The organism is Halomonas sp. IOP_31 (genome assembly GCF_021151495.1).
In the GTDB taxonomy this organism is placed as follows: domain Bacteria; phylum Pseudomonadota; class Gammaproteobacteria; order Pseudomonadales; family Halomonadaceae; genus Modicisalibacter; species Modicisalibacter zincidurans.
The window spans coordinates 70147-87351 of sequence record NZ_JAIRBP010000006.1; the positions used below are offsets into that span (position 1 = coordinate 70147).

The 17205-nt window shown below is 65.3% G+C and carries 15 protein-coding genes; 8 read left to right on the plus strand and 7 right to left on the minus strand.

What is annotated here, in order from left to right:
* Nucleotides 1–91: 91 nt before the first annotated feature.
* The 4 genes from lon (at nt 92) to K7I12_RS05235 (ending at nt 6718) form a co-directional block, all read left to right on the plus strand.
* Nucleotides 92–2515, plus strand: coding sequence for an endopeptidase La (lon, locus tag K7I12_RS05220; RefSeq protein ID WP_231663333.1), 2424 nt, complete (start codon nt 92–94; stop codon nt 2513–2515).
* Between the two features lie 266 nt (nt 2516–2781).
* Nucleotides 2782–4626 (plus strand): dihydroxy-acid dehydratase, encoded by a 1845-nt coding sequence (ilvD, locus tag K7I12_RS05225; protein WP_031383334.1) that lies wholly within the window; start codon nt 2782–2784, stop codon nt 4624–4626.
* 429 nt (nt 4627–5055) lie between these two features.
* Complete coding sequence (locus tag K7I12_RS05230) at nt 5056–6132, plus strand: oxidoreductase (protein WP_031383335.1); 1077 nt, start codon at nt 5056–5058, stop codon at nt 6130–6132.
* A gap of 256 nt (nt 6133–6388) precedes the next feature.
* Entirely contained in the window at nt 6389–6718 is a 330-nt protein-coding gene (locus K7I12_RS05235) for a hypothetical protein (protein WP_031383336.1), read from the plus strand.
* A 96-nt stretch (nt 6719–6814) separates the two neighbouring features.
* Here the strand turns inward: K7I12_RS05235 and K7I12_RS05240 are convergent, their stop codons facing one another.
* The 3 genes from K7I12_RS05240 to nudE all read right to left on the minus strand — a co-directional run bounded on the left by K7I12_RS05240 (nt 6815) and on the right by nudE (nt 8629).
* Nucleotides 6815–7204, minus strand: a complete 390-nt coding sequence (locus K7I12_RS05240) for a hypothetical protein (protein ID WP_031383337.1) — start codon at nt 7202–7204, stop codon at nt 6815–6817.
* Nucleotides 7205–7438: 234 nt separating this feature from the next.
* Nucleotides 7439–7843, minus strand: coding sequence for a hypothetical protein (locus K7I12_RS05245; RefSeq protein WP_160171090.1), 405 nt, complete (start codon nt 7841–7843; stop codon nt 7439–7441).
* Between the two features lie 207 nt (nt 7844–8050).
* Nucleotides 8051–8629 (minus strand): ADP compounds hydrolase NudE, encoded by a 579-nt coding sequence (gene nudE / locus K7I12_RS05250; RefSeq protein ID WP_031383339.1) that lies wholly within the window; start codon nt 8627–8629, stop codon nt 8051–8053.
* 70 nt (nt 8630–8699) lie between these two features.
* Between nudE and yrfG the strand changes: the two genes are divergently transcribed.
* The 4 genes from yrfG to K7I12_RS05270 all read left to right on the plus strand — a co-directional run bounded on the left by yrfG (nt 8700) and on the right by K7I12_RS05270 (nt 12445).
* Nucleotides 8700–9353: a GMP/IMP nucleotidase gene (gene yrfG / locus K7I12_RS05255; RefSeq protein ID WP_031383340.1), complete on the plus strand. Its 654-nt coding sequence runs from the start codon at nt 8700–8702 to the stop codon at nt 9351–9353.
* A gap of 41 nt (nt 9354–9394) precedes the next feature.
* Nucleotides 9395–9790 carry an RNA-binding S4 domain-containing protein gene (locus tag K7I12_RS05260; RefSeq protein WP_031383341.1) on the plus strand — a complete coding sequence of 132 codons (396 nt, stop codon included), beginning with the start codon at nt 9395–9397 and terminating at the stop codon, nt 9788–9790.
* A 52-nt stretch (nt 9791–9842) separates the two neighbouring features.
* Entirely contained in the window at nt 9843–10718 is an 876-nt protein-coding gene (hslO, locus tag K7I12_RS05265; RefSeq protein WP_031383342.1) for an Hsp33 family molecular chaperone HslO, read from the plus strand.
* A gap of 146 nt (nt 10719–10864) precedes the next feature.
* Nucleotides 10865–12445, plus strand: a complete 1581-nt coding sequence (locus K7I12_RS05270) for a phosphoenolpyruvate carboxykinase (protein ID WP_231663335.1) — start codon at nt 10865–10867, stop codon at nt 12443–12445.
* Between the two features lie 72 nt (nt 12446–12517).
* Here K7I12_RS05270 and K7I12_RS05275 read toward each other — a convergent pair whose 3' ends face one another.
* From K7I12_RS05275 to K7I12_RS05290, 4 genes are read right to left on the minus strand one after another with little or no spacing between them, the layout of a single operon-like run.
* On the minus strand, nt 12518–13501 hold the full coding sequence (locus K7I12_RS05275) for an NAD(P)-dependent oxidoreductase (RefSeq protein WP_231663337.1): 984 nt from the start codon (nt 13499–13501) through the stop codon (nt 12518–12520).
* Between the two features lie 25 nt (nt 13502–13526).
* Nucleotides 13527–14741: an MFS transporter gene (locus tag K7I12_RS05280; protein WP_051907402.1), complete on the minus strand. Its 1215-nt coding sequence runs from the start codon at nt 14739–14741 to the stop codon at nt 13527–13529.
* 7 nt (nt 14742–14748) lie between these two features.
* Complete coding sequence (locus tag K7I12_RS05285) at nt 14749–16389, minus strand: thiamine pyrophosphate-binding protein (RefSeq protein WP_031383346.1); 1641 nt, start codon at nt 16387–16389, stop codon at nt 14749–14751.
* Between the two features lie 36 nt (nt 16390–16425).
* Nucleotides 16426–17184: an SDR family NAD(P)-dependent oxidoreductase gene (locus tag K7I12_RS05290; RefSeq protein WP_231663339.1), complete on the minus strand. Its 759-nt coding sequence runs from the start codon at nt 17182–17184 to the stop codon at nt 16426–16428.
* Nucleotides 17185–17205 lie beyond the last annotated feature (21 nt).

Consider the following 17205-nt stretch of genomic DNA (forward strand, 5'->3'; position numbering starts at 1 on the left):
ATTATCCTTCTAAGCTTGAAGTTCACTGCCGATGCCCGCATTGCATGCAGCATGATGGTCGTCAATGACCCAGCGGATACGAAGGTGAACGATGAACGAAAATGATCAGGGACACGATCTCGACGTAGCGGAAATTCTCGGCGATAGCGCCGAACGACAGCAGCAGCAGGGCCAGCACGGCGCCGTGGTGCCGACCAGCGAATACCTTCCCGAGCGCATCTACCTGCTGCCGATTCACAATCGACCCTTCTTCCCGGCTCAGGTCCAGCCGCTGGTGATCCAGCGCCAGCGCTGGCAGGAGACCATGCAGCGGGTCGCCAACACCAACCATCACGCGGTGGGCGTGGCCTACGTCGGCGACGCTGGCGGCGGGGAGCTCGAGCAGGACGATTTCCCCGAGATCGGCACCGCGGTCAAGGTCCACAAGATTCAGGGCGAGGATCAGCAGATCCAGTTCATCGCCCAGGGCATGCGGCGTTTTCGCATCGTGCGCTGGCTGTCGAAGAAGCCGCCGTACCTGGTCGAAGTCAGCTATCCCAAGGAGCCGATCAACGCCGAGGACGAGGAAGCGCGCGCCTACGCCATGGCGTTGATCAACGGCATCAAGGAGCTGTTGCCGATCAACCCGCTGTACGGCGAGGAGCTCAAGCACTATCTCAACCGCTTCAGCCCCCACGAACCGGGGCCGCTGACCGACTTCGCCGCGGCCATCACCTCGGCCAAGGGTGGCGAGCTGCAGGAGATTCTCGAGACCCTGCCGATCATGCCGCGCATGCAGAAGGTGCTGCCGCTGCTGCGCAAGGAGATCGAGGTCGCCCAGCTGCAGAGCGAGATCAGCGAGCAGGTCAATGCGCAGATGCAGGAGCGTCAGCGCGAGTTCTTCCTGCGCGAGCAGTTGAAAGTGATCCAGAAGGAACTGGGCATCTCCAAGGACGATCGCGAGAACGACGTCGACACCTTCCGCGCCCGGCTGGAGAATCTCGAGGTCCCCGAGCGGGTCATGTCGCGCATCGACGATGAGCTCGACAAGCTCTCGGTGCTCGAGACCGGCTCGCCGGAATACGGTACCACGCGCAACTACCTGGATTGGCTGACCGCGCTGCCGTGGGGCGTCACCTCCAACGACCAGCTCGACCTCAAGCACGCTCGCCAGGTGCTCGACCGCGACCACGACGGTCTCAACGACGTCAAGGAGCGCATCGTCGAGTTTCTCGCCGAGGGCACCTTCAAGGGTGACGTGGGCGGCTCGATTTTGATGCTGGTCGGCCCGCCGGGGGTCGGCAAGACCTCGGTGGGGCGCTCGATCGCCGATGCGCTGGGCCGCAAGTTCTACCGTTTTTCGGTGGGCGGCATGCGCGACGAGGCCGAAATCAAGGGCCACCGGCGCACCTATATTGGCGCCATGCCCGGCAAGCTGGTGCAGGCACTCAAGGAGGTCGAGGTCGAGAACCCGGTGATCATGCTCGACGAGGTCGACAAGATGGGCCAGTCCTTCCAGGGCGACCCGGCCTCGGCGCTGCTCGAGGTGCTCGATCCCGAGCAGAACGTCGACTTCCTCGATCACTACCTCGACGTGCGCCTGGATCTGTCCAAGGTGCTGTTCGTGTGCACCGCCAACCAGCTCGACACCATTCCGCCGGCGCTGCTCGACCGCATGGAACAGCTGCGACTGTCCGGCTACATTGCCGAGGAGAAGGTGGCGATCGCCAGGAATCATCTCTGGCCACGGCTGCTCGCGCGGGACAAGATCCCCAGGAAGCGCATCAACTTGACCAATGCGGCATTGCGTCAAGTGATCGAGGGCTACGCCCGCGAGGCCGGGGTGCGCCAGCTCGAGAAGCAACTGCACCGCATCGTGCGCAAGGCGGCGGTCAAGCTGCTGGAAAACGACCAGCAGAGCGTCAAGGTGTCGGTCAATAACCTCGAGGAGTACCTGGGCGCGCCGATCTTCCGCAAGGAGCAGGTGCTCAAGGGCGTGGGCGTGGTCACCGGGCTGGCGTGGACGGCGATGGGCGGCGCCACGCTGCCCATCGAGGCGAGCAAGGTGCATGCGCTGACCCGCGGCATCAAGCTCACCGGCAAGCTCGGCGAGGTGATGCAGGAGTCGGCGAACATCGCCTACAGCTATGCGCTGGGTCATCTGGGCGACTATGGCGCCGACCCGGACTTCTTCAACGAGGCGTTCATCCACCTGCACGTGCCCGAGGGCGCCACGCCCAAGGATGGCCCGTCGGCGGGAGTGACCATGACCACCGCGCTATTGTCGCTGGCCAGAAACGAGAGCGTCGACCGGGCGCTGGCGATGACCGGCGAGCTGACGCTGACCGGCCAGGTACTGCCGGTGGGCGGCATCCGCGAGAAGATCATCGCCGCCCGGCGCAGCGACATCTTCGAGGCGATCCTGCCCGAGGCCAACCGTCGCGACTACGATGAGCTGCCCGACTTTCTCAAGGCGGGCATGACGGTACATTTTGCCAGGCACTACCAGGATGTCGCGAAGGCGGTTTTCGCCTGACGCTCCGAGCATGAGCGGCGAGCTAGTGATTCTGCCTTCGCAGCGCGCGGGCAACGCAGGCCGATATCGCCCTGCGGGCATTGGTCAGCCACGACAGCGAGGATGTCCTGGCGCTGGCCGCGATCGGCGCTGCCGGTTCCTGGACGGCCGGCTGGTCGGCGAGCCGGCGATCTGACAGAATCGCTGCTCGCTGGAGACACCGTCATAGACCATCATGAGCGCCGCCCGGCGCCCCTCAAGATGGCAGTCACGATCGAGGAATGACCATGCCCGAGTATCGCTCACGCACCACCACCGCCGGCCGCAACATGGCCGGCGCCCGCGCCCTGTGGCGCGCCACCGGGATGAACGACGAGGACTTCCACAAGCCGATCGTCGCCGTCGCCAACTCCTTCACCCAGTTCGTGCCCGGCCACGTCCATCTCAAGGACATGGGCCAACTGGTGGCCCGGGAGATCGAGAAGGCCGGCGGGGTGGCCAAGGAATTCAACACCATCGCCGTCGACGACGGCATCGCCATGGGCCACGACGGCATGCTCTATTCGCTGCCGAGCCGCGACATCATCGCCGACAGCGTCGAGTACATGGTCAATGCCCACTGTGCCGATGCGCTGGTGTGCATCTCCAACTGCGACAAGATCACCCCGGGGATGCTGATGGCGGCGATGCGCCTCAACGTGCCGACGATCTTCGTCTCCGGCGGGCCGATGGAGGCGGGTAAGACGAAACTGCTCGATCACGGCCTGGACCTGGTCGATGCGATGGTGATGGCGGCCGACGACAGCGTCGACGACGCCACGCTCGACGAGGTCGAGCGCAGCGCCTGCCCGACCTGCGGCAGCTGCTCGGGGATGTTCACCGCCAACTCGATGAACTGCCTGACCGAGGCGCTGGGCCTGGCGCTGCCCGGCAACGGCACTATGCTGGCGACCCACAGCGACCGCCGGCGGCTGTTCGAGACCGCCGGCGAGCGCATCGTCGAGCTGGCCAAGCGCTATTACGAGAATGACGAGGCGCACCTGCTGCCGCGCGCCATCGGTTCCAGGGACGCCTTCAAGAACGCCATGACGCTCGATATCGCCATGGGCGGCTCGACCAACACCATCCTGCACTTGCTGGCGGCGGCCCAGGAGGCCGAGGTCGACTTCACCCTGGCCGACATCGACCGGCTTTCCCGCGAGGTGCCGCAGTTGTGCAAGCTGGCGCCCAACACCCAGCAGTACCACATCGAGGATTGCCATCGTGCCGGCGGCATCATGGGGATTCTCGGCGAGCTCGACCGCGCCGGGGTGCTCAACACCGCGGTGCCCACGGTCTACGGCGACAGCCTGGCCGAGGCGCTGGACAGCTGGGACATCATGCGCAACCCGACGCCCGCGGTAGTCGAGTTCTTCAAGGCCGGCCCCGGCGGCGTGCGCACCCAGCAGGCCTTCTCGCAGTCGGCGCGCTGGCCGAGCCTCGACGGCAACCGGGCCAGCGGCTGCATTCGCGATCTCGCCCATGCCTTCTCCCGCGAAGGCGGGCTGGCGGTGCTCTACGGCAACATCGCCGAAAACGGCTGCGTGGTGAAGACCGCCGGTGTCGACGACTCGATTCTGGTATTCGAGGGTCCGGCGCACGTAGTCGAGTCCCAGGATCAGGCGGTCGAGCATGTGCTCGAAGGCAAGGTCAAGGCGGGTGAGGTGGTAATCATCCGCTACGAAGGCCCGAAGGGCGGGCCGGGCATGCAGGAGATGCTCTATCCGACCTCGTATCTCAAGTCCAAGGGGCTGGGCAAGGTCTGCGCGCTGCTGACCGACGGACGCTTCTCGGGCGGCACCTCGGGGCTGTCGATCGGCCATGTCTCGCCCGAGGCGGCGGCGGGCGGGGCGATCGGCCTGGTCGAAAGTGGCGACGTGATTCGCATCGACATTCCCCAGCGGACCATCGACGTGCAGCTGCCTGCCGGGGAGCTGGCGCGACGCCGCGAGGCGATGGAGGCGCGCGGCAACGAAGCCTGGAAACCGGTCATCCAGCGCGTGCGCAAGGTATCCGCGGCACTCAAGGCCTACGCCTTGCTTGCGACTTCGGCCGACCGCGGCGCAGTGCGCGATCTCTCCAAGCTCGACTGAGTGGCCGCTGCGTGATTTATGACGTTCTTGATTTACAGAATAAGACCCGCGGCGCAGGCCGCGGGTCCTGGAATTTCGAATTGCTGATCGTCGCCGTGCCCTGTATCACTGACTGAGTACCCCCGACTGGCCACAACGACAGTCATTACGCGGCCTGAGGTATACCCTCGGCGGCTTCGTTCTCGAGCGCTTCGAGCTGGCATTCGATGACATACCATACGTTCAGCAATTCCAGACTTTCTTCGCCACAACACATCGTCGCTGTCTCCTGGGTCGAGTGGATAAAACATGCACCGCTCACTTACAGTGGGCTGTAAGAAGTATGGCTGCTTAGACCAAGGCCGACATGACATTTTCTTGAACGTTTTTTGATGGTCAACGTGCTCTTTTTGTATAAGCACGCTGGCCTGTATGGACAAGGAGGAAGCAATGAGGGAGTCGTTCAACGTCGGTCTGGTGGGTTACGGGTTTTCCAGTCAAACGTTCCATGTGCCGCTGATTCGCGCAACCCCGGGGCTCGAACTGGTGGCTGTCTCGTCGAGCGATGCCGCCAAGGTGCATGCCGGGCTGCCCGATGTCGCGGTGGAGGTCAGCCCGCACGCGTTGTTCGCGCGCAGCGATATCGATCTGGTGGTGATTCCCACGCCCAACGAGACCCACTATCCGCTGGCCAAGGCAGCGCTCGCTGCCGGCAAGAACGTGGTGGTCGACAAACCTTTTACCATCACCTTGAGCGAGGGGCGCCAGCTCAAGAGCCAGGCCGAGAACGCCGGTAAATTGCTGTCGGTGTTCCATAATCGGCGCTGGGACAGCGACTTCATGACTGTGCGTGAGCTGCTCGAGGCCGGCACGTTGGGAAGAGTGGTGCACTTCGAGTCGCATTTCGACCGCTTTCGTCCCGAGGTACGCCAGCGCTGGCGCGAACAAGCCAAGCCGGGGGCCGGGATCTGGTACGACCTGGGACCGCATCTGCTCGATCAGGTGCGCGCGCTGTTCGGCATGCCCCAGACGATCCTGCTCGACCTCGTCCAGCGTCGGGATGACGCCCAGATCGACGACGATTTCCATGCCTTGCTCGATTACGGCAATTGTCGTGTTGTCCTGCATGCGGCGACGCTGGTGGCGTCCGAGTCGCCACGGTTCGCGATCCACGGCACCGCCGGCAGTTATGTCAAGTATGGACTCGACCCGCAGGAGGATCGTCTGAAAGCCGGCGAGACACCGGCACCACAGTGGGGCGAGGATCCACGCAACGGCACCCTGACCCTGCGTGACGGCGAGGGGGAGGGGGCGCCATTGATTAGCCGCGAGCAACCGACTCGACCGGGCGACTATCTGGCCTATTACGCCGCTATCCGCGCTGCGCTGCGCGGCCAGGCCAGCAACCCCGTGCCGCTCGACGAGGCGTTGGCGGTCATGCAGCTTATCGAGGCGGGGTTGGACAGCTCGCGTCAGCAGCGCTGGGTGCGCATCAAGGAAAGCGGCCTCAACAAGCTGCGCGGATAGCGGCGGCTGCGAGGCTTGGCCTCGCCCGAATCCTTTCATGAGGGCCCCGGCAACCGTCGGGGTTCTTTGCGTTTGCGGGCCCGGTTGTGCGCAGGCTGTGATTGTCGGCTTGGTTTTGGCAGGCGTAGCTATTAGTCAGCTACTAAAGTTGTAGTGCAATAATTAGTCTGCTATCATGTTTTGCATCGACGAGGCGCCACGAACGCCGAGTCCGATGGCCTTTCGGCCAAGTATCTTTCAAAAGGAGATGAGCAACATGAAAAGCGTAAAGAGCCTGCCCCTGACTTCTCTGCTGCTGGCCTCGGCACTGGTATTTTCCGGCGCCGCACTGGCCCAAACAAGCAGCAGCCTGGCACCCGATCACGGCCTTGATCGTGGTCATCAGGTTCCGCCGGCATACCCGGCCCGGGATGTCCGCAACACGTCGATCAACCTGGATAGTCAATCGGCGGTCGTCGAGCGCAGCGTGAGCCTGGTGCCCGATGGCGGCGTCGATGCCAGGCAGCACCAGGCACCGAGCGAAGCGCAAGTAGATACCCGTACCGCCTACAATGTCAGCCCGCTGGTAAGCGATGCCGGTGTATAACGACTGATAGAATTGCCACCGGTCGCGCGCTTGCGGTGACCGTGCAACGAACAGACCTCGGCCAAGGCCGAGGTCTGTTCGTAGGGGTGAGTGCGTTCAAGGACTATTGGAATCGATGTGATCGTCTTCGGCATCGACGCCGCTGTCGTCGACCAGCGGCTCGCTGGAATAGGAGGTCCAGTCAGTCGAGTTGCCGGATTGGGCCATGCCGTTGGCTCGCTCCTCTTGGGCATCGACGCCGTTGGCCGGCGCCAGCGTTTCTGCACCGCTGTTGGTGTCATTCATCATATCCGCGTCTTGCATGTCTTCCATGCCGTTGGTGGACATGGGCTGCGATGCATCGGGCTGGACCTGATGGCCGGAGTCGACGCCGCTATCCGGGGCCAGTTCCGAGGTCTGCTGGGCGAAGGCAAGCGTGGAAACGCTCAGCAATGCGGCCAGCAGCACCGTTGTCGCTACGGGTGCGAAGCGTTTGAAATTCTGCATGTTCACTCTCCTTACCTAGTGTGTCCCAGGGGCCCGGCGTATGTCGTGTGCGTGCGCCCAGGGTGTCCATGGCCGGACATCGATGAATACGTTGGCCGACCCAGGATGGATTCAGCGAATGCGATAAAAATCGTTCGTGTAAAGGTACAGGCTGCGGTAGGTGATTATCGATAGCGGCACGTTTACAAAAAACCCCGGCCGGAGCCGGGGTCGTGTCATACCGAGAACGAGGGGTTATGGCGTATCGCCGTCATTGCGATCTTCACGGGTATCGACGCCCTTGTCCTCGACGAGTTCCTCGTCCTGATAGGAGGTCTGGTCGCCGTCGTTGGCGCCGGTTTCGGAATCGCGATCCTCGATGGCATCGACGCCGTCATCCGACGCCAATTCATCTTCTTCGCGCATGGTAGCGTTTTCGGCGTTGTTGATATCGGATGATTCCGTGCTCTTTTCGGGCTTCTGCGGTGGCACGTTATGGCCTTCGACCCCCGCATCGACACCACTGTCCGGAGCGACATCCGAAGATTCCTGAGCCAGCGCGGCGGCCGAAAAAGCCAGCAGCGATGTCAACAGGGCGGAACCCAGAGTCAATGATAGTCCTTTCACATTTTTCATGGTCATACCTCCTTGCATGGTCATTCCCTGTTTGCGGGTGAAGCGTCTCTCTTTCAACCCGCCTGAAACAGGTTTGCTATCAAGCGTTAACCTGTACAGAAGCTAGACGCCTGAAGCTGGCCTGTAAAGAATTCGGGTTGCTGTTGCTTTCCCTTCTGGCGGCTACTTCACCCTTCAAGTCACTGCCAAGTTAGTCAATGAACGATTGCATTTCAAACGATGATCATGCCATTACCACCAGGACTCGCTCTGGCGTTCGGTGCGCAGTTTCTCGCGGGCGATGAACAGCGCGGCGATGGCCCGAGCTTCGTGAAAGTCCTCGCGGGCAAGCAGCGCGGGCAACGCATCGATGGCGTGCGTCTCAACCACCAGCGGTTCGGGTTCGTCGCCGGGCAGACGCTTCTCGTACAGATCGGTGGCGAGCATCACCTGCATGCGGTGGTTCATGTAGTTGGGCGCCAACGACAGTTCGACCAGCGGCTCGATGCGTCGCGCGCCCATGCCGCATTCCTCCATGAGTTCGCGGTTGGCGGCGGTGATGATGTCCTCGCCGGGGTCGACCAGGCCCTTGGGCAGGGTCAGCGCATAGTCGTCGAAACCGGCGGCATACTCGTGGATGAGCAGCACATGATCGGGGTCGGGCATGGCGACGATCATCACCGCGCCGCTGCCGCTGCCCTTGAGGCGCTCGAAGGTCCGCTCGGCGCCGTTGGCAAAGCGCAATTCGAGGCTTTCGATGGTGAACAGGCGACTGCGCGCGATCTCCTCGCGGCCGAGGACCTGGGGTTTGTGGAGCGATATTGGCGGCATGGCGGGCGTATCCGTACAATGAAGCTGATCGTGTTCGTCTCTTTTACCACTGCCCCGGAGCCCCTGGCCAATGCTTGATTGGCGCGATATCGACACCGTGCTGCTGGACATGGACGGCACGCTGCTCGACCTGCACTTCGACAGCCACTTCTGGCTCGAGCACCTGCCGCGACGTTACGTCGAGCTGCATCATCTCGACCAGGCGACCCAGGACATCCTGCGCGACCGGATCATTCGCGAGCAGGGCACGCTCAACTGGTACAGCCTGGCCTACTGGCGCCAGGAACTGGGCGTCGATATCGTGGCGCTCAAGCGCGAAGTGCAGCACCTGATCGGCCTGCGCAGCGACGCGCTGGATTTCCTGACCTGGCTCAAGCAGCAGCACCCGCGGGTGGTGCTGGCGACCAACGCCGATCGCGAGAGTCTGGCGCTCAAGCTGCCGCTGACCGGTCTCGAGCAGTACCTGGACGCGATCGTCTCGTCGGCCGATGTCGGCGTGCCCAAGGAGCGTCAGGAGTTCTGGTTCGCGCTGCAGGAGATCGAGCCGTTCGATCCGCAGCGCACGCTGTTCATCGACGACAACCCGGCGGTCCTGGAGAGCGCCCGGGAGTTCGGCATTCGCCACCTGCTGGGCATCAAGCAGCCCGACAGCCAGCGACCCGAGCGCGAACTCGAGGCATTTATCGTCCTCGATCGCTTCGCGACCTTGTTACCCAGCGCCTGAATCGCCATTTACCTATTCTCTAACAGGCTATGTAACGGGCTATGCAACAGGTACGCATCGACAAGTGGCTGTGGGCGGCGCGTTTCTTCAAGACGCGCGGCCTGGCCAAGCAAGCCATCGAGGGCGGCAAGGTCCAGTACAACGGCGCCCGGGTGAAGACCAGCAAGATGGTCGAGCCGGGGGCGCTGATCAAGGTGCCTCAAGGCTGGGATTACTGGGAGGTCGAGGTACTGGCGGTCAGCGACCAGCGCCGCGGCGCCCCCGAGGCCCGCGAGCTCTACCGCGAAACCGCCGACAGCCTGGCCCGCCGCGAGCGCGAGACCGAGAATCGCCGGCTCGCCAATCAGGCGATGCGTGCGCCGCCCGGACGCCCCGACAAGCGCGAACGTCGCAACATTCAGCGTTTCCAGCGCCAGCGCCCCGTCGAAGACGACTAACCCGCCGTTCCTTTCATGTTCTTGTTCCCGACTCCGAGTGACGACGACAGCGATGACCGACCAGATCCAGCGATTCCTTTTCGATGACACCAATGTGCGCGGCGAGGTCGCCGGCCTCGAGCGCGCCTACGCCGAAGTGCTCGAGCGCCACGCCTATCCACCGGCAGTGACGCGGCACCTGGGCGAGATGCTCGCCGCCGTGGCGTTGCTCACCGAGACCGTCAAGCTCGACGGCACGCTGAGCGTCGAGGTCCGCGGCGAGGGCGCCTTGAGCCTGCTGATGGCCGAATCGAATCCCGGCGGTGAATTGCGCGCGATCGCCCGGCTCGACGAAGACGCAGCGTTGCCGGCCGACGATGCCGACTTCCACGCGCTGGTCGGCGAGGGGCGTATCGTGATCACCCTCGATCCGCGCGAGGGCAATCGCTATCAGGGCATCGTGGCGATCGAGGAGTCTTCGCTGGCCGGCTGCCTGGAGGCCTACTTCGCGCGCTCCGAGCAGCTTGCCACGCGGCTGTGGCTGGCGGCCGACGGCCAGCATGCGGCGGGGCTGCTGCTGCAGCAGCTTCCCGACGATCGAAACAGCCGCGACCCGGACGCCTGGGAGCGCACGGTGCATCTGGCCAGTACCGTCAAGCCCGAGGAATTGCTGCAGCTCGGTCAACGCGAATTGCTGCACCGGCTGTATCACGAAGAGACCGTGCGCGTGTTCGATCCCAAGCCGTTGCGGTTTGCCTGCAACTGCTCACGCCAGCGCATCGCCCAGGCACTGCTCAATCTGGGCGCCGAGGAGCTGCGCGGGATTCTCGACGAGCAGCAGGCCATCGATACCCAATGCCATTTCTGCCATACCCGCCATCACTTCTCGGCGGCGGAGATCGAGTCGCTGATCGAATCGCCGGACGCCGGGACGCCGACCTTGCACTGATGCGGCGCGGCGTGACGAAGGGGGGCTTTTTGCCATACTGTTTCAGTCTGTGTGCCGGCGAGAGGCGGCAAACGCCCACGACGGTATTCAGTGAAGCACTTTGGCTAACGAGAGAGAACCGGCCCCCGGCCCAGGACCCATTACCCATGACAAGCAACCAAGCTGCGCCCCGGACATCCAAGGAACAGCGCACCCGACGCCATCTCAACCTGAACGCCGCCGAACTCATCGAACGCGCCATCGTCCGCGGCGAAGGGCGGTTGGCGGACAACGGCGCGCTGGTTGTCGAGACCGGGGCGCGCACCGGACGTTCCCCGAGCGATCGCTTCATCGTCGACGAGCCCTCCACCGCCGAGCTGATCGACTGGGGCAAGGTCAACCAGCCGTTCGACGCCGAGCGTTTCGATGCGCTGTGGGAGCGCGTCGAGGACTACCTGGCGGAAGGCGAGAATTACACCGCCGAGCTGCACGTCGGCGCCGATCCCGAGCATTACCTGCCGATTCGCGTGACCACCGAAACCGCCTGGCACTGCCTGTTCGCCCGCACCCTGTTCGTCCGCCCCGAGGCGTTCAACCCCAAGGGCAAGCACGAATGGACGATTCTCAATGCGCCGCACTTCACCTGTGAACCAGAGCGCGACGGGACCCGCTCGGAAGGCGCGGTGATCCTCAACTTCGCCCGGCGCCGGGTGCTGATCGCCGGGATGCGCTACGCCGGCGAGATGAAGAAGGCGATGTTCTCGGTGCAGAACTTCCTGCTGCCCGAAAAGGACGTATTGCCCATGCACTGCAGCGCCAACGTCGGCGAGGATGGCGAGACGACGCTGTTCTTCGGTCTCTCCGGGACCGGCAAGACCACGCTGTCCGCCGACCCCGCGCGCTATCTGATCGGCGACGACGAGCACGGCTGGGGCGAGGGCACGGTATTCAACATCGAGGGTGGCTGCTACGCCAAATGCATCGATCTTTCCGAGCGCAACGAGCCGCTCATCTGGCAGGCGATTCGCTTCGGCACGGTGCTCGAGAACGTGGTGCTCGACGCGTGCCGCCATCCCGACTATGCCGACGACAGCCTGACCCAGAATTCGCGGGCTGCCTATCCGCTCGAGCATATCGCGAAGCGGGTCGCCGCCAATCGCGCCGGCGAGCCCAACGCCATCATCTTTCTCACCTGCGACATGAGCGGCGTGCTGCCGCCGGTATCGATCCTCTCCAGGGAAGCGGCGGCCTATCACTTCCTGTCGGGCTATACGGCCAAGATCGGCTCCACCGAAATGGGCTCGTCGGCCGGTCTCGAGGCGACCTTCTCGACCTGTTTCGGCGCGCCGTTCTTCCCGCGTCCGGCCCGCGAGTACGCCGATCTGCTGATCAAGCGTCTCGAGGGCTTCGGCTCGCGCGTCTATCTGGTCAATACCGGCTGGACCGGCGGCAGCCACGGCCAGGGCGGCAGCCGCTTCAGCATCCCCACCACCCGGGCGGTGATCGGCGCGATTCAGTCCGGCGCGCTCAAGAAGGCCGAGACCCGCATGATCGAAGGACTCAACCTGGCGGTGCCGACCCGCGTGCCGGGGGTCGATTCGCAACTGCTCGACCCGCGCCAGACCTGGGACGACAAGGAAGCCTACGATGTCCAGCGTCGGGAGCTGGTGGCCAAGTTCGTCGCCAACTTCGCGAAGTTCGAGGGCATCGACGAGGCGATCGTCGCGGCGGGGCCGACGCTCGACTGAGCGTGCAAGCGGTGAACTGCGGACCCGCCTCGCGATCGAAACAGGGAGCGCATGACCAACATGGGGATCTGGTCAGCCATCGACCAGGCGCAGCGGCCGACCGGAGACGAAAGCGCGGATGTTGGCGCCGGCATCGGTCAGGAAGCGTTCGTAGGTACCGCGGGTCGTCCAGCCCATGTGCGGGGTGATCAGCACATCTTCGCGCGACAGCAGCGGATGGCCGGCGGGCAGCGGCTCGGGGTCGGTGACGTCCAGTGCGGCGCCCCGCAGGCGTCCGGCCTGCAGGGCGCCGAGCAGGGCGTGCTGGTCGAGCAGCGCCCCGCGTGCGGTGTTGACGAGCAGCGCCCCGGGGCGGATCGCGGCAATGCGATTTGCATCGAGGAACCCACGGGTCTCGGGGGTCAGGCGCAGATGCAGGCTGACCACGTCGACGGCCTCGAGCAGCGCCTCGACGCTGGGCATGGCCTCGACGCCCAACTGCCGGGCCTGGGCCGGCTCCAGCGAACGGCCCCAGGCCTTGATCCGCATGCCCAGCGCCTGGGCGCGCGGGGCGACGGCCCGGGCGATCGCCCCGAAGCCGACCAGGCCGAGCGTTTGACCGCTCGCCTCGCGGCCCAACTGGCTCGCCCAGTCACCGGCCGCGACGTGGCGACTGCCGGCGACGATGCGATGGTCGAAGGCCAGCATCAGACCGATGACCAGCTCGGCCACGGCATCGACCGACCCGCCCGGGGTGGTGGCGATGGCGATGCCGCGCTGGCGCACCCGCGGTACGTCGACGTGGTTGAGGCCGGTGCCCGTCTGTGCCACCAGTTCGAGTTCCGGGGCGGCCTCGAGGAAGCGCTGGTCGATCGCCGAGCGTTCGCGCAGGGTGACCACGATACGGGCCTGGCGCAGCGCACTCTGTAACGCCGGGCCCTCCAGACGCCGACGATGGACGGTGAGGGGAAAATCGCGCTGTAACGCAGCGACCGCCGGCGACCGGGCGCAGACGTCGTCGAAGTCGTCGAGGATCACGATCGGCCAGTCGGGGTGCCGGGGAGCGTGCTGGGTCATTCGGTTCTCCTTCGTCGGGTGGGCATTACGCGGCTTCGCGCTCGGCGCGGTCGAAGCCGGGGGCCAGGCGGATCACCACTGTCAGCAGACAAAGCAGTATCGCGCCGCAGAGCAAAAAGGCCAGCGTGAATCCCAGCCATTCGGCGATGAACCCCAGCAGCAGGGGCGCCAGGACCTGGGCGCCACGATTGCCCATCAGCCGCATACCCAACGCGCTGGCGCGCTGCTCGGCGGAGACGTGCTCGGCCAGCACCACCATCGACAACGGTTGCGAGATGCCGGATCCCAGCCCGACCAGCACGGCGTAGAAGGCTAGCAAGCCGATGCTATCGGTGGCGCCGGTCCACATCATGCCCAGGGCGACGGCCGCCACCGAAGCGATCATCGTCCGGGAGCGGCCACCCAGGGCTTGAATGACACCGGGCATGAACGGACGGATCAGCATCGCACACAGCGCGCGCAGGCTGATCAGCACACCGATCGCGGTCGCCGACAGAGCGATGCTCTCGAGGTAGACGGGGAGAAAGACGGCATGGGCGGCGAGGGCGAAGAGGACCGCGACGGTCACCGCGATCGACATCTTGACGCCGATATTGGCGCGCAGTAATGAAGCCTGGGCGCGATAGCCGAGCAAGGCCCGGGGCGCCACGTGGCCCTTGCGCGAGTCGCCGACGAACAGCAGCGAGGTGGTCACGGCGATCAGCGGTAGCGTGCCGATCACCATGATCACGCTGGCCATCGGCTGGGTATCGATCAGCCGCCCGGCGAGCAACGGTCCGATGAGTTGGCCCCCAGACAGGCACATGGTGTACCAGCCGAAATAGCGCTCGAGCTGTCGTCCGCGTCCCAGCGAGGCGACGATCGACTGCGCCGCGATCACCATCACCACATGCGCTATGCCGATCACCAACTGAGTGGCGAGCAGGCCGACGAGACCCGGAACCGCTAGCGTCAGCCAGGGCCCGGCGAACATGCCGCAGGCGCCCAGCAGGGTGACCTTCTGGGCGCCGACGCGAGTTACCACGCCGCCGAGGGGAATCGCCAACAGCAGCGGCAACAGGTAGGGCGCCGAGAGCACCAGCCCGACCATCGCCGGGCTGGCGCCCATGTCCAGCGCGCGCAATGGCACCGCCAGCAGCAGCATGGTCTGGGCGACGAAGACGCTGGTCAGGCCGATGCATACCAGCACCAGGTTGCGGATCGCCGCGGCGTCGGGCTTGCCGGTCGGAGCTTCTGGCATGCCGGCTTCAGGCCTTGAAGAGCACGGGAGCCAGGTGATCCTGGTCGATCATCACGTCGACCACCGCCGGGCCTTCGGCGGCAAAGGCGCGCTGCATGGCGGCCTCGAGATCGCCGGGTCGGGTCACCGTCTCGCCGTGCGCGCCGAACACCCGGGCCAGTTCGCCGAAGTCCGGGTTGCGGTAGTCGACCGCGAAGTGCCGGCCGCCGTAATGGGCATTCTGGAAGGCACGTTCGTTGCCCAGCCCCTGGTCATTGAAGACCACCGCGACCAGCTTGATCTTCTCGCGCACGGCGGTTTCCAGCTCGCCGATATTGCACATGAAGCCCATGTCGCCCTGGACCGCCAGCACCGGCACGTCGGGGCGGGCCAGCGCCGCGCCGATGGCAGTGGGAAAGCCGGCGCCCACCGCGGCCCAGTTGTCGATGAATTGGTAGGTGTCCGGGGCGTGACTGACGAAGTGCATGCGCGCATGCTTGCCGGCATTGCCGGCGTCGACCACCATGATCCCGCCCTTGGGCAGGGTGCGGCGCAACACGTCGGCGACGAACGGCGGCTGGATGGGCTCGGCCTCGGCGTCGATCAGCCCCTGGCGCTGGGCTTCCCACTGCGCGACTTCCGCACCGACGTCGAGCCACGCCCAGCGGCGCTCGGCGAGGCGCAGGGTGAGCCCGGCGAGCAGGCTCGGCGTCGCGCCGACGGCGGCCACGTCGACCGGGAATACCGTGCCGATGGGGTCGTCGCTGGCCGCGTGATGGATCAAGGTGGCGTCGGCCTGGATCAGGCCGTGCTTGAAGGTCGTCGAGAACAGATCCATGCGCGCGCCCACGGCGAGCACCAGGTCGGCTTGCTTGACGGCACGGTTGGCGCTTTCCCAGCCGTTGCGGCCCAGCGGCCCCAGCGCCAGCGGATGCGCCGTGGGGAACGCATCGGGGCTGAACTGCAGCGGTGCGACCGGAATGCCGTGACGCTCGGCGAAGGCGATGAGCGCGTCGCTGGACCGCTCGCGGAGCACTCCGCCGCCGGCCAGGATCACCGGGCGCTCGGCGCGTGCGAGCCGCGCGACGATCTCGTCGAGCACGCCGGCGTCCACGCTGGGCAGCGTGGTGGCGCGGTATTGCGCCGGCTGCCACGCCTCCTGCTCGACCTCCTGCAGATAGATGTCCGACGGCGCCTCGAGGTGCACCGGGCCGGGCGGTTCGCTCAGCGCCACGCGGAACGCCTTGCGCAACGCCTCCTGGGCCTTTTCGGGGTCACTGATCGAATAGGCCCATTTGGTAATGGGCTTGAAGAAACTGATCTGATCCATCTCCTGGCTGGCGTCCTTCTCGCGCAGCCAGGCCTCCTGCAGGCCATTGATGCCGATGATCGGTACGTTGCCGCGAAAGGCCGCACCGAACGGTGTCGCCATGTTGGTGACGCCGGGGCCCTCGGTGGCGGTCACCACCGCCGGGCGCTGTCCGGCTCGGGCATAGCCGTAAGCCATGAAAGCCGCGCCCTGTTCATGGCGGGTGAGGATGAAACGGATGTCCGGCGTGTCGCGCAGCACGTCGAGTAGCGGCAGGTTCTGGGTGCCGGGAATGCCGAAGATATGGGTGATGCCTTCGCGGCGAAGGCCTTCGATCAGGGTGTGGGCAACCGAGGGCATGGCAAGCTCCTGACTTTGTTGTTCGGATCGAGACGATCAGACGACGGGACTGCGGCCACCGTCGACGTTGAGGCTGGCGCCGGTCACGTACGAAGCGCAGGGCGAGACCAGAAAGGCGATGCAATTGGCGACTTCGCTGGCGTCACCCAGGCGTCCCAGCGGAATCGCCTGGCTCTGCCTGGTCGAGTATTCATCCCAGCTCAGCTCGGGGGCTTCGCGTTGCCAGCGGCGTTCCACCTGGGCCGAGCGGACCCGGCCGATGCACACCGTGTTGACACGCACCCCCGCGTTGCCCAGCTCGTTGGCCAGCGACTTGGTCAGGGCGATGCCGGCGGCGCGGGTAGCCGAGGTGGGCAGCGAATTGGCCGGCGCCGCCTTGCCGGCGACCGTGGTGATGTTGACGATCGCCGCGGCGGCGGAAACCTTCAGATAGGGCAGGGCCGCCCGCGTGCAGCGAATCGCGCCCATCAGCTTGAGGTCGAAGTCGGCCTGCCAGAGGGCGTCGTCGGACTCCAGGAAGGGGCCGGAGGCGCTGCTGCCGGCATTGTTGATCAGAATGTCCAGCTCGCCATGGGCCTCGATGGCGGCCTGCACGGCCCGCGCCGGAGCCTCCGCGGTGGCCATGTCCGCCGAGACGATGACCGGGGGGTGACCGCCGAGCGCCTCGAGCTCGCGGGCGGCGCTTCGCAGCGTCGCTTCGCGGCGAGCGGCGAGTACCACGCGCGCGCCCTCGGCGGCCAGCACCCGCGCCGTGGCCAGGCCGATGCCTTCGCTGCCACCGGTAATCAGAGCCACCTTATTGCTTATATCAAGATT

Excerpts from the sequence above, each read along its gene's own strand:
- lon (WP_231663333.1), top strand. The coding sequence starts at position 92 with ATGAACGAAAATGATCAGGGACACGATCTCGACGTAGCGGAAATTCTC.
- ilvD (WP_031383334.1), top strand. The coding sequence starts at position 2,782 with ATGCCCGAGTATCGCTCACGCACCACCACCGCCGGCCGCAACATGGCC.
- K7I12_RS05230 (WP_031383335.1), top strand. The coding sequence starts at position 5,056 with ATGAGGGAGTCGTTCAACGTCGGTCTGGTGGGTTACGGGTTTTCCAGT.
- K7I12_RS05235 (WP_031383336.1), top strand. The coding sequence starts at position 6,389 with ATGAAAAGCGTAAAGAGCCTGCCCCTGACTTCTCTGCTGCTGGCCTCG.
- K7I12_RS05240 (WP_031383337.1), bottom strand. The coding sequence starts at position 7,204 with ATGCAGAATTTCAAACGCTTCGCACCCGTAGCGACAACGGTGCTGCTG.
- K7I12_RS05245 (WP_160171090.1), bottom strand. The coding sequence starts at position 7,843 with ATGACCATGCAAGGAGGTATGACCATGAAAAATGTGAAAGGACTATCA.
- nudE (WP_031383339.1), bottom strand. The coding sequence starts at position 8,629 with ATGCCGCCAATATCGCTCCACAAACCCCAGGTCCTCGGCCGCGAGGAG.
- yrfG (WP_031383340.1), top strand. The coding sequence starts at position 8,700 with ATGCTTGATTGGCGCGATATCGACACCGTGCTGCTGGACATGGACGGC.
- K7I12_RS05260 (WP_031383341.1), top strand. The coding sequence starts at position 9,395 with ATGCAACAGGTACGCATCGACAAGTGGCTGTGGGCGGCGCGTTTCTTC.
- hslO (WP_031383342.1), top strand. The coding sequence starts at position 9,843 with ATGACCGACCAGATCCAGCGATTCCTTTTCGATGACACCAATGTGCGC.
- K7I12_RS05270 (WP_231663335.1), top strand. The coding sequence starts at position 10,865 with ATGACAAGCAACCAAGCTGCGCCCCGGACATCCAAGGAACAGCGCACC.
- K7I12_RS05275 (WP_231663337.1), bottom strand. The coding sequence starts at position 13,501 with ATGACCCAGCACGCTCCCCGGCACCCCGACTGGCCGATCGTGATCCTC.
- K7I12_RS05280 (WP_051907402.1), bottom strand. The coding sequence starts at position 14,741 with ATGCCAGAAGCTCCGACCGGCAAGCCCGACGCCGCGGCGATCCGCAAC.
- K7I12_RS05285 (WP_031383346.1), bottom strand. The coding sequence starts at position 16,389 with ATGCCCTCGGTTGCCCACACCCTGATCGAAGGCCTTCGCCGCGAAGGC.